The organism is Cetobacterium sp., from assembly GCF_051653945.1.
Lineage (GTDB): Bacteria > Fusobacteriota > Fusobacteriia > Fusobacteriales > Fusobacteriaceae > Cetobacterium_A.
Map to the genome: position 1 here is coordinate 1 of NZ_JBOFXD010000006.1, position 11,474 is coordinate 11,474.

Consider the following 11,474-nt stretch of genomic DNA (forward strand, 5'->3'; position numbering starts at 1 on the left):
CATGGTTGGTTAAATAGATTTGATGAAAAAGGAAAAGAACAACCAGAACTTCTATATAATTTAGGAGTAAAAATAGGACATCCATTTTTTAGATAACTATTAGGAGGAGTTTCATGCTTAAAAAAATATTAACTCTTAAAGAGTATCAACATTTTTTTTATATAAAAAAAATAGAATTAAAAAATGGATATTTACTAATAAAAAAAGGAAAATATAGACATATAGTTAGTTATATAGGGAATAAAAATGAGAGTATTATTTTAAGAGAAGGATACTTTAATTTATGTCCACAAAAGCTGATTTATATTGAAGGATTTTTACTAGATCCAATTATACCACAAAAACAAATGAAAGCTTTTTATACTCAAAGTGTAAGTCATATAGAATTAACGATGAAAGAGGATGGAAAAAATGCAAGTTCGTGGAATAATGATTTTCCTAAAGAAATTAAATTTTTGAATATAAAAAAAGAAGTTATTTTAATAATAAAATTTAATGAATTTGGTTTTCCAATAGAAATCATGGATGAATTAGGAAATATTATTTTGGAAGATGAAGACAGGAAAAAATTAAATACCAAAGAAGAAATTAGTGTTTATATAGAAGATTTGAAGAAATACATAAAAGAATATAAAAAACAAATGAAAACTTACGAAAAATAAAATTTAAGAAAAAGTCTGAAAAAATAAGATTCAGACTTTTTTTATTTTATAGATTTGAAGAGAGGGAATAAATGAGTGAAAGTTTGAGAACAATAGAAAAAGAACTTCAAGATAAAATTAACAAAATGGTCAATGTAGAAAGAAAAGTAGAAACCCATTACCTTAACGGACAAATTAAAGAGCAGGGACAATTGGTAAAGGGCAAAAGACATGGTGTTTGGAAGGAATATTATGAAAATGGAAATCTGAAGCTTAAAGAGCAGTATATTGCTGGTGGATTAAATGGAGCGAGAAAAGAATATTTTGAAGATGGAAAAATGAAGTCAGAGTTTAATTTTAAAAATAATAAGTATAACGGCTATCAAAAACAATATGATAACCAGGGGAAATTATTAATAGAAGGAGAGTATATTAATGACAAATTACATGGTGATGTTAAATACTATGAGAATGGAGAGTTATATTTAATTGAAAAATATGATGAAGATAAAAAAATAGAGGAACAAAAGATTCGAGATATTAAGGAAAAAGGAGAAGAAAAGTTGGCAGAGAAAGAAAAGAAAAATGAAATTGAAAAATTAGAAGATGGAAAATATAAAGTAGAACTTTGGCATAATGAGACAGCTTTTGAAAGATCAATTTATCCTAATGAAAACATAAATGATTATAGACCGTTGGAACGAAAAATATATGAAAATGGAAAGCTCTATTCAGAGACATACTTTAGTTATGAAAAAAACGAAGAATTAAGTACTGTGTATAATGAAAATGGTGAAAAAAAGCTAACAACAGTTGTAAAATTTAATGATGGAATAAGAATTTCTGATAATTATTTTGAGGGAACTGAACAAGTAAATAAAAGAGAATATTTAGATGTAAACACCTTTGAATTAGAAAAACAAGAGATTTTTAATATAGAAGGAAAGTTATTAGAGACATCAAATTGGGATGAAGGGGAGCTGTTATTTAGTAAAAAATACTGGATGAATGGAAATCTAAAGGAAGAAAAAGAGCAAAATAATGAAGAAGGGTATTTTAAAGAAAAAAAATATAGGGAAGATGGAAGCGTAGAAGTAGAAGGAACATTTAACTTAGAAGATGAAAAACATGGAAAATGGAAAGAATATGATATAAATGGAAATCTAAAATTGGAAGAAACATATAAAGATGGAAAATTAGATGGAGTGAGTAAGAAAATAATTACTTTAGGTGGAGTAATTAGAGATATACAAACAACTTATGAAAATGGAGAAATAAAACAACAAGAAGAAAAAGAATATGATAAGGATAATAAATTAGCTATTAAAGTGGTGAAGGATTATCAAAATAATAGGCTTGTTTTTAATGAAACAATTCAATATAAAGAAGAAAAAGAACACTCTATAGAAAGAATTAAATATGAATATGATGAAAATAATGTTTTAAGAAAAGAAGAAAAAAATATATTTGAATATGATCCAAGTGAACTTGAAGAAATTTTAGTTGGAGGTTATTTAAGAAAATATAATGAAAAAGAAGAACTTCTTCAAGATATTCCATTGTCTTTAGAAGAGGAAGAATCAACAATAAAGAGAGAAGAAGCATTATCAATAGAAAGAACAGTTTATCCAAAAGATGGAGTGAAATACTTTTATTTTTTAGAAAAACAAGGTGAGTCAATAGATATATATAGAACAGAGCATAGTTTGGATAATCCAGATTTATTGATAAAAGAATCAAATTTAGAAAATAGAGTGTACGTAGGAGCAGTGGACTCTTTAGAAGCAGGGGTAGAGTTAATTAATCAAAAATATAAGGATGATAGAGAAGAAAATTATAGTAAAGTATTTGATAATATGAAGAAAGCTTTAACTCCTGAAGATGTTCAGGTGGCTAAAGAGTTATTAAAAAGACTTTATCCTGATGATGATTTAGAGAAAGAAAGTAAAGATTATTTAAAGCAAAATTATAGAAAAGTAGAAGGGTTATACATAAGAAAAGAAGAAAAGGTAAAAAATGAAAATACTGTAATAAAAGATTATTTAGAAAATGGTGTGATGTATGCTTTATTAAATAATATAGATAAAACTATAGAAAAAGCAGAGCTAAAAATGCCAGTAAATTTAACAGATAAAGAGGTAACAAGAGTTGTTGAAAAGGATGAAAAAAACAATATAAAAGAAGTTAAAGTTTTGAATAAAATAACTGGAGAAATAGAGAGTGAAAAAACATTATTTTATGATAAAGATAATAACTTATATAGAAGCCATGAATTTAGTAATGGAGTTCAAAGAATAAAAGAATATGATAAAGGAGTATTAAAATCTGAAGTAATAAAAGATAAAGAAAATGAATTAAAGCAAAAATTTAACGAAAAAGGAGAGTTAATTGAAAAAACGTTAGTTAATTTAAAAATGAAAAATAATAAATTAACTCAAAAATATGAGAATAATATTTTAACTTCAGAAACTTTAAATCTTGGGAAAAAGAAAAGCTTCTTTAATGTAGAGTACTCTAAATCATTTGATAAAAATGGAAATATATTAGATGAAAAATATAGAGAAGGCAACACTATTAAAGATATAAAAGATGATGTTAGAAATAAGATTAATAGTGTTATAGATAAAATAAAAACCTATGCGTACATAAAATTCTTTGGTAAAGAGTTAGCAGATATAATTGTAAAGCACCAAGAAGAAAAGAATAAGAAAAGTTTAAATTTAGAAGAAATAAAACTAAGTAATTATGTATCAACTAAAAATATAGCTGAAAGGTTTAGTAAATTAGCAATGGTCGATACTTATTATCCAAATGATGTAAATAAATTTAAAAATGTTCAATCAGAGAAAACTTATAAAGAAAATACGCTAGTAAATGAGGAGATTAGCGAAAAAGGCATTAGAACAATTAAAGAGTTTAAGCATAAGGATAATATATTAGTTGGTGAAATATATAAAGAATATAAAGGTCAAGAATTACTTTCAAAAGAAGAGATTGACTTTGAAAATAATAAAAAAAGCATAAAAACTTTTTTTAAAGATGGCGAAATTTATTTAACAAAAGAAAAAGAAACGAAAGAAGATAATAATAAAAAAGAGTTTAACTATGAAAAAGATACGTATTATGATTCTAAAACTGGAAACATAAATAAAATTGTTGAAGTTGAAATAAAAGATAATAATGAAAAGATAAAGAGTCAAGAATTTGATAATAAAGGAGTTTTGATTGAAGAAAACAATTATCTAAATGATAAACTTGAAAATAGAAAGATATATGTTGAGAATAGGCTCGATAAAGAGATTTCAATAGAGAATGGCTTAAAAAAGCAAAGAGAATATAATTTGGATGAAACTTTAAAGAAAGAAGTTATTACAAGAGGAGAGGAAGTAAAAACTGAAGAATTTGAGTATCAAGATGGAAAAAAAGTAAAATCAGAGGTTAAGTTAGAAAGAAATGGAGAATTAGAAGTTAGAGAAATAAGATCTTATCAAAATGAAGAAATACAATTTAGAGAGCAAATAAGATATGAGGATGGCTTAGAAATAAGGTCAAAATATAATAGTTCCAATAACTTAATAGAGCAAATAAGAGATAATGAAATAAAAACCATAGAATATTACAAAAGTGGGGAATTATCAGAAAAAGGTTATGATACATATAAAGAGACTTTTAAAAGAGATGGAGAATTAGTCAGGGAAGTTACAGGAAGTAAAATTCAAAAAGAAGGTGAAAGTGAGGTAACTAAACTTTACGAAAAAGGTGAGTTAAAATTAGAGGAAATCAAATATAATAAAGATTTTAAGCTAAGTAACAGTGTAAAGAAACTTTATGAGAGAGGAACTGTTGTAAAAGAAGAGAAGAGAGAGTTCTCTAATGGGAAAGAGATTTCTTACAAGGAGGAAGTTAGTAGTACTACTATAAAATTAGTTCAAAAATCTCAATCACAAGATACAGGAATTGAGAGATAGAAATTAGGAGGAGCAAATTAAATGAGTTATACAAAAGAGGAAATAACAAAAGCTTCAAGAGAATTTGTAAGTAGAATAGATAAAGCTTTATTATTTGATAATAAAGAGGAATTAGGGGAGTTACTAAAATATTTTATAAATCACTCTGTTTCATATAAAACAATTGATAAACGTCCAGTAGGAATGACTGTTACATTAGAATTTAAACCAACTGATATGGAAACATTAATAAAAGTAAAATGTTTAAAGAAAAAATAAAATAAATTTCATTAAGTAAGAGAGTCTGAAATAATTAGACTCTCTTATTTAATTAGGAGTAATGATATATGAAAAATAAAGAAAAATTAGTTTATTTTTTTATGGGGTTAGTTGTTTTAATAGTTTTTTTTACAAGTAAACTTGCTAAAGACTTAAATTATCACAAGATATTTGGGAAACCAATAGTAACATATAAAAAAATTAAAGTATATGTTCCTAATGCAAGATTATTAGAGAGTAAAAATTTGAAAAGAACTAACGCATATAATAATAATATTAAATATTTCCAATTAGGAGTATTAGGATTAGCCATTTTAATTTTTATGAAACGAAAAGAATTAACAGCTTATGGAACAGCAAAATGGGCTAGTATGAGAGAGATAAAAAATATGGATTTAGAAAAGCCTAATGGTGTTGTATTAGGAATGAAAAATGGAAAAATATTGACACATGCGGGACCCGAACACCTAATGATGATGGCACCGACAAGAATGGGAAAAGGTATAAATACAGTACTTCCTACTTTGTGGAGTTGGGATAAATCGGTAATAGTTAATGATATAAAGGGTGAATGTTGGGATTTAACAAGTGGATATAGAAAAGAAAAGTTTGGACATAAATGTATATATTTTAATCCTTTGGATGATTCAGGGGAAGGAGCTTCATATAATCCTTTAGACAGAATAGCGTTAAAAACTAAGAGAGAATTAAAAGATGTAAAAATAATAGCTCAAACTCTTTTAGATGTATCAGGAAAAGGTGAAGAAGACCATTGGATAACTTCAGCAATAAATTTATTAGTAGGGGTTATTTTGCATGTTAAATATGAAAATGAAAATGCTTCTATGAATGATGTTGTAAAATTTTTAACTAATCCATTATTACCAGTAGTAGATGAAATAGGTAATGTTTTAGGGATGTATAAAGATGAAAAAGGAAATGTATTACAAGATGAAAGATTAGTTCATAAACATGGCGATAAAAAATTATTTAAAAAAATATATGGTGAGAGTGTGGAGTTACATCCGATTGTAGGAGGAATATTTGGAACAATATATAAAACTCCAGATAAAGAAAGAGGTAGTATATTGTCAACTTGTATAAATAAGCTTCAAATTTTTAGAGATCCTCAAATAGCAGGAAATATTTCTAAATCTGACTTTACGCCAAAAGAAATTATGAAAAATAAAGTTAGTCTTTATTTAGTAACTCCTCCAGAAGCAATAGACATGACAAGAGCTTTATTTAGATTAATAATAACACAGACTATATATGATTTAACTGGGGTAATGAAGTTTGATAAATTTTTAGATGATGATATGAGTTATTTAGATAAATTAAAATTAAATATAACAATGTTTTTCAGAAAAGTATTTATAAAAGCTGGAGAAAAAAATAGAATCTTATTTTTAATAGACGAGTTCCCAAGTTTAGGAAAACTTGAAATACTAGAAAAAGCATTGGCATATATAGCAGGGTATGGATTAAAGGTATTGTTAATAACTCAATCTATAAATCAGTTAAGTAAAATATATGGAAAAGAAAATTCAATTTTAGATAACTGTCATGTTCAAATGTATTTGACACCAAATGACTCGGAAACACCTGCTATGATTTCAAAAATGCTTGGAACATATACAGAACAAATTAGTAATAAAAGCAGAAAAGTGGGAGAACTTGTAGGAGGAAATGTCAGTGAAAATTTGGTATCAAGACCATTAATGACACCAGGGGAAGTAAGAACCTTACCTTATGAAAAAGTAATTTTATTTGTAGCTGGTAAAAACCCAATTTTAGCAGATAAAATATTTTACTTTAAATTAAATAGATTTAAAAATTGTAAGAATTATAGAGTACCAACAAGAAAAGATGGTGTAGTAGAAAGACTTGTTAAATTAGATAAAAGAATAACACCAAGCTTTGCAGAAAAAATAATTTCTTATGGAGGAATTGAAAAAACAACGTTAATTTTAGATAATTTGGATCAAAAGAAATTTAAGAATGAAATGAAAGAACTTAAAGAATTAGAACCTAACTTTTTAATAGAATTATCAGAAAAAATAATGTTAAAAAAAGAATTAACTAAAAAAGAGTTACACCAATATCAAATATTAAATCAAAACTTTGATAACTTCAATAAAACAATGTTTTTAGAGCTTTTGAATGATTATAGTATAAAAGGTATAGTTGAGTTATTGGAAAGGGTTTTAAATGGAGATAAGAGGGTTTTTGAAACTATTGGAAGAAATTATTGTGTAGAAAGAGAAATTGATAAAGTAACGATTCAAGATGTCTATAATATATTGAAAGCAGTTGAATATCATTTTGATAAAGGTAAAAATAGAGAAATTTCAGAGGAAGAAAAATTATTTATAGATAAATATGACATACCAGATCAAAGAGTTAGTTTGAATATGTTAATAAAGTTAATAAATGGATATTCAACAAAAGAGATTTTTAAGTTATTACAAGAAATAGATCCAAAAGAAATTGGAGAAAGATTAAAAAAATATGAAATAGTTAATGAGGATGTACTTTTTGATATAGTTACGGAAATAATAAAAGGGAAAAAAGAAAGAGATAGAAAGCTGACAGAAGCAGAGGAAAAAGTAGTAGATGAATTTTTTGAAAGTCCTTTATTTATTAGAAATACTATTCTAACAAGAGGATTATTAACTCAATTTTTACTTCAGTATGATACTCAAAATGTTGCAGAAAAATTAAGAACTATAGGAAAGAAAGAATTAATAAATGAGATTACAAATTATTCATCTTTAGATTCAGATATTTTATATGAAATTATTAGAAAATTGACAGCTAAGGATGAAATAGAAAAACCAAAAGAAAAAATTAAAGAAAAATCTAAAGATGAAGAAAGGAAAGAACTATTAGAAAAATTAAAAGAGTTTTTACCAATTGAAGAACATGAAATAGTTTCAAAAATTATAGAAAAAAATACTCCAGATAATTTTTTAAATTCAAAAGAGATAGAAGAATTAGGAATTAAAGAATTTTTAGATATGTATGTAGAAGAATATGGAATTGAAGAACTAAAGAAAGTGGATGTAAAAAAGTTAAAAATAAAAATAGATAGATTAACTTCTTTTGATTATGAGGAAGTAAAAAGAATAATCCAAAGTATACTATCAAATGAAGAGGAAATGGACTTAATGGATTTATAAAATTTAGGAGGCATGTAGAATGGAACATCAAGAAAATACATTAATAACAGAGGAAATAAAAAAAGTTTTAGACAAAAAAAAGAATAGAAAAAGATTAACAGCAAGAGAAAAGTTAATTTTAATAGATTATGACACTAAATTATTAAAAGAAGAAGCTAAAAAAGAGGAAGTAACTATAAGGAAAAAAATGTTTACTGCAATTAATAAAATGAATAAAGATTCTATTTTAGAATTTTTCGAGGAAGAGATAAAAAAGCATGAAGCTAATGAAATTATCACAATTAATAGAGGATTATGGGTATTTTTAAATAAAAATCCAGATTTTCTTGAAGAAATATTAAAACTAGGAAAAGAAGATTTAATTGAAAACGCATTGGGAAATCTTGTTTTTAAAAGAAATCAAAGAGTTAAAAAAGAAAGTTTAGAGGTTGAGAAATAATGAAACATTCAATATTTGAAGCAAAGAAAATAATAGATAGATCATTAAAAGAATTAAATATTTATGATTATTTATACAATGATTCAGAAGTAACTGAAGTAACTATAAACTCGGATCAGAAAATTTTTATAAAAAGATCAGGTGAAGGGTTTGTAGAAGTTGGAAAGTCAGAAAATGATAAAGTTATATCAATTCTAAATACTTTAGCAACTTTAAGAAGTATAACGTTAGGGTTAGAAAATCCTGAAATTGATGGAGAGCTACCATTAACAAAATCAAGGGTAGTTGGAATAATATCACCAGTAGTTGAAAATCCAACATTTAACATTCGTAAAAAAATACCAGTAATAAAAACTTTAGAAGATTACTTGAAAGATGAATTTATAACTAAAGAGGTTTATAACTACTTAAAAGCAAGTGTTTTAAATAAAAAAAGTATTTTAGTAGTCGGTGGAACAAATACAGGGAAAACTACATTCCTAAATGCTCTAATATCAGCTATGGATATTAATAAAAGAGTTATCTTAGTTGAAGAAGTTGAAGAGTTACAGACTAAAGCTGTAAATGTCCAAAGGTTAAAAATTATACCAGGGATTTATAGTGCAGAAAGAGCTTTAAAAACATGTATGAGATTAACTCCAGAAATAATTATATTTGGAGAAATTAGAGGAATAGAGGCATATGAATTTATAAAAGCTTTAAATTCAGGGCATGAAGGAGGATTATCTACAATTCACGCTAACAATTGTTTGCTAGGATTAAAAAAAATGGAAATGTATACGAGAACTGCAATAGGACATCCATTATCTGAAGAATTAGCTATGGGAGTAAATATTTTGGTAACTTTAAAAGAAAAAAATCATACAAGGTATTTAGATTCAATTGTAGAGGTTTTAGGATATGATTCAGTAAAGAATGAATATAAGTTAAAACCAATTTATCAGAAGGAAGAGGGGTGTATTTATGAAGACAATACCATTATATAAAGTATTTACTAAAACAATAAAGGTTGCAGGAATACCAGAACAAGTGTTTTGTGCTAATTTAACTTTAGGAGTTATAACGGTAATGTTTTTAGGTTTATGGCAGTTAGCACCGTTATTTTATGTATTTCATAAAGTAATAAAGTATCTTGTATCAAAGGATGATAATTTTATTGAAATATTAACAAAAGGAACTTTAAAAAAATATTTGAGTTACTAAAGTAAAAAGGAGAAAAGCATTTATATGAATGAAATTCAAATAAAAGGAATAAGAATAAAATATAGAGGAAAGTTAGAAATTAAAGAAGATAAAGAAATAAAAATATATAAATTAAGAATAAGTAAAATATTATCAAAAAATGGTGTATTAAATTTTCATAAAAAAACTGGAGAAGTAAAAAGAATTTTGAAAAAATCAAAAATAAAATATTTAAATAATTTTCCCCAAAGAAATAGAAAAGATTTTGTAAAGTATAACTATATAGAAGTAGATAATAAATCAGAATTTGATTTGATTTTAAAAATGAATTTGAGAGAACAAGATTATACTGGAGAATATTTAGAATTTAAAAATGGAGAAATTTTGAATTTATTTAAGTTTAAATCTGATGAATGTCAAATAGTTTACCTTAGCTAAAAAAATATGTTATTATTTGAGAGTAAGTTAATATAAATTTTGGAGGTAATATGGAAAAATATATTGAATTTTACTCGAAAAATAAAGATAAAACACTTAATAAGATTATTTTAGCACCGACTAAGAAGAATGATTTAGAAACAAAACAAGAAAAATTCGAAAATGATAAATTTTGTCCTTATTGTAGAGAAGCAGAATTAGTTTATAGAAATGGAGATAAAAGAAAGTATTTAGCAAAAAAATCCAAAAAAATTCAGCATGGAACAGGATGTCGATACTCTGAAATAGAAAAAATAACATATGATGATTTTGTAGAAATTGATGAAGATACTAAAAAGCAATTGTTAGATTCAATAATATTAGATGGAATAAATTTTAAATCTAAAGAGAATACTGAAAATTTAAAAAAGTTTAATAGTAATTTTGTTATTAGAAATGAAAGAGGAGTAAGAAGATTAGATAATCTTGAATTAAATCTAGAGTTATTAGAAGAACATACAGTAGGAGAGTTAAAGGAGAAAAGGCTTTATTATGGAAGAGTAAAGCTAGGAAGATTTAATAATTTTTTTGTAATAAGAAATTTAAAAGACGAAAGTTTAGTTGGTTTAAAAATAGGAATTAATCTAAAAGAAAAACTCTTTGAAAATTTTGCTGAAAAAGAGATTAGGCAAGTATATCTTGTAGCATTTGGTGAAATAAAGAAAAATGGAAAGTATTATAATTTAATAGTAGATACAAAATATGATTTTGAATATATAGAAGAGTCTGAATAAAAATTCAGGCTCTTTTATTTTTAGGAGGGTTTAAATGAATGGGAATTTAATGATATTACTTATTATAGTAATAGGGTTTTTGTTTTTCTTAAAAACAGAACGAGAATACAATGTAAAACATAAAGATAGAGTAACAGATTATTTGCCTTGGAGTTATTTGCGTGATGATGGAACTATAGTAAATAAAAATAGATCTTTAACAAAAATTTTAAAATTTAAAGGAAAAGATTTAGCAACATCATCAGATGAAGAATTAATTATATTAAGATTAGATTTAAATAATGTTTTAAAAAGAATGGATGAAGGGTATGTGCTTCATGTAGAGGCAAGAAGAGAAAAAGTAAGAGAATATCCTAAAAGCATATTTAAAGAAAAAATTTATGGATTTATGAATAAATCAAGAGAAAAAAACAACTTATCAGGTAATTATTACGAAACAAATTATTATATAAGTGTTACATATTTTCTTCCTAAAGAAAATATGAATAAACTAGGAGAAATTTATACAAATGAAAAAGTAAACAAAGAGCAAATGAGTCAAATGATAGAAAAGTTTGAAAATGATTTTGAAAGAGTATTCTTATTATTTAAAG

9 protein-coding genes and 1 pseudogene are annotated in these 11,474 nt (G+C 25.0%); all 10 read left to right on the forward strand.

The window, feature by feature from the left end:
• Positions 1-113 precede the first annotated feature (113 nt).
• Positions 114-662, forward strand: a complete 549-nt coding sequence (locus ACRC8M_RS00550) for a hypothetical protein (RefSeq protein ID WP_438527338.1) — start codon at positions 114-116, stop codon at positions 660-662.
• Between the two features lie 71 nt (positions 663-733).
• The gene (locus ACRC8M_RS00555) at positions 734-4,609 is read left to right on the forward strand and encodes a hypothetical protein (RefSeq protein WP_438527339.1); all 3,876 of its coding nucleotides are present in this window, start codon (positions 734-736) and stop codon (positions 4,607-4,609) included.
• Positions 4,610-4,630: 21 nt separating this feature from the next.
• On the forward strand, positions 4,631-4,867 hold the full coding sequence (locus ACRC8M_RS00560; protein WP_438527340.1) for a hypothetical protein: 237 nt from the start codon (positions 4,631-4,633) through the stop codon (positions 4,865-4,867).
• A gap of 68 nt (positions 4,868-4,935) precedes the next feature.
• Positions 4,936-8,049: a type IV secretory system conjugative DNA transfer family protein gene (locus tag ACRC8M_RS00565; RefSeq protein WP_438527341.1), complete on the forward strand. Its 3,114-nt coding sequence runs from the start codon at positions 4,936-4,938 to the stop codon at positions 8,047-8,049.
• 19 nt (positions 8,050-8,068) lie between these two features.
• A complete protein-coding gene (locus tag ACRC8M_RS00570) occupies positions 8,069-8,488 on the forward strand; it encodes a hypothetical protein (RefSeq protein WP_332480254.1) in 420 nt (139 codons plus the stop codon).
• Positions 8,488-9,474 carry an ATPase, T2SS/T4P/T4SS family gene (locus ACRC8M_RS00575; RefSeq protein WP_438527342.1) on the forward strand — a complete coding sequence of 329 codons (987 nt, stop codon included), beginning with the start codon at positions 8,488-8,490 and terminating at the stop codon, positions 9,472-9,474. The genes ACRC8M_RS00570 and ACRC8M_RS00575 overlap by 1 nt, the downstream gene beginning before the upstream one ends.
• A complete protein-coding gene (locus ACRC8M_RS00580) occupies positions 9,452-9,691 on the forward strand; it encodes a VirB3 family type IV secretion system protein (protein ID WP_438527343.1) in 240 nt (79 codons plus the stop codon). The genes ACRC8M_RS00575 and ACRC8M_RS00580 overlap by 23 nt, the downstream gene beginning before the upstream one ends.
• Before the next feature lie 24 nt (positions 9,692-9,715).
• The gene (locus ACRC8M_RS00585; RefSeq protein ID WP_438527344.1) at positions 9,716-10,108 is read left to right on the forward strand and encodes a hypothetical protein; all 393 of its coding nucleotides are present in this window, start codon (positions 9,716-9,718) and stop codon (positions 10,106-10,108) included.
• 50 nt (positions 10,109-10,158) lie between these two features.
• Positions 10,159-10,881, forward strand: coding sequence for a hypothetical protein (locus tag ACRC8M_RS00590; protein WP_438527345.1), 723 nt, complete (start codon positions 10,159-10,161; stop codon positions 10,879-10,881).
• A gap of 34 nt (positions 10,882-10,915) precedes the next feature.
• Positions 10,916-11,474: pseudogene (locus tag ACRC8M_RS00595) on the forward strand (hypothetical protein); the annotation flags it as partial.

Coding starts and splice junctions, on each gene's coding strand:
- ACRC8M_RS00590 (WP_438527345.1), top strand. CDS start 10,159: ATGGAAAAATATATTGAATTTTACTCGAAAAATAAAGATAAAACACTT.
- ACRC8M_RS00575 (WP_438527342.1), top strand. CDS start 8,488: ATGAAACATTCAATATTTGAAGCAAAGAAAATAATAGATAGATCATTA.
- ACRC8M_RS00555 (WP_438527339.1), top strand. CDS start 734: ATGAGTGAAAGTTTGAGAACAATAGAAAAAGAACTTCAAGATAAAATT.
- ACRC8M_RS00560 (WP_438527340.1), top strand. CDS start 4,631: ATGAGTTATACAAAAGAGGAAATAACAAAAGCTTCAAGAGAATTTGTA.
- ACRC8M_RS00585 (WP_438527344.1), top strand. CDS start 9,716: ATGAATGAAATTCAAATAAAAGGAATAAGAATAAAATATAGAGGAAAG.
- ACRC8M_RS00580 (WP_438527343.1), top strand. CDS start 9,452: ATGAAGACAATACCATTATATAAAGTATTTACTAAAACAATAAAGGTT.
- ACRC8M_RS00570 (WP_332480254.1), top strand. CDS start 8,069: ATGGAACATCAAGAAAATACATTAATAACAGAGGAAATAAAAAAAGTT.
- ACRC8M_RS00550 (WP_438527338.1), top strand. CDS start 114: ATGCTTAAAAAAATATTAACTCTTAAAGAGTATCAACATTTTTTTTAT.
- ACRC8M_RS00565 (WP_438527341.1), top strand. CDS start 4,936: ATGAAAAATAAAGAAAAATTAGTTTATTTTTTTATGGGGTTAGTTGTT.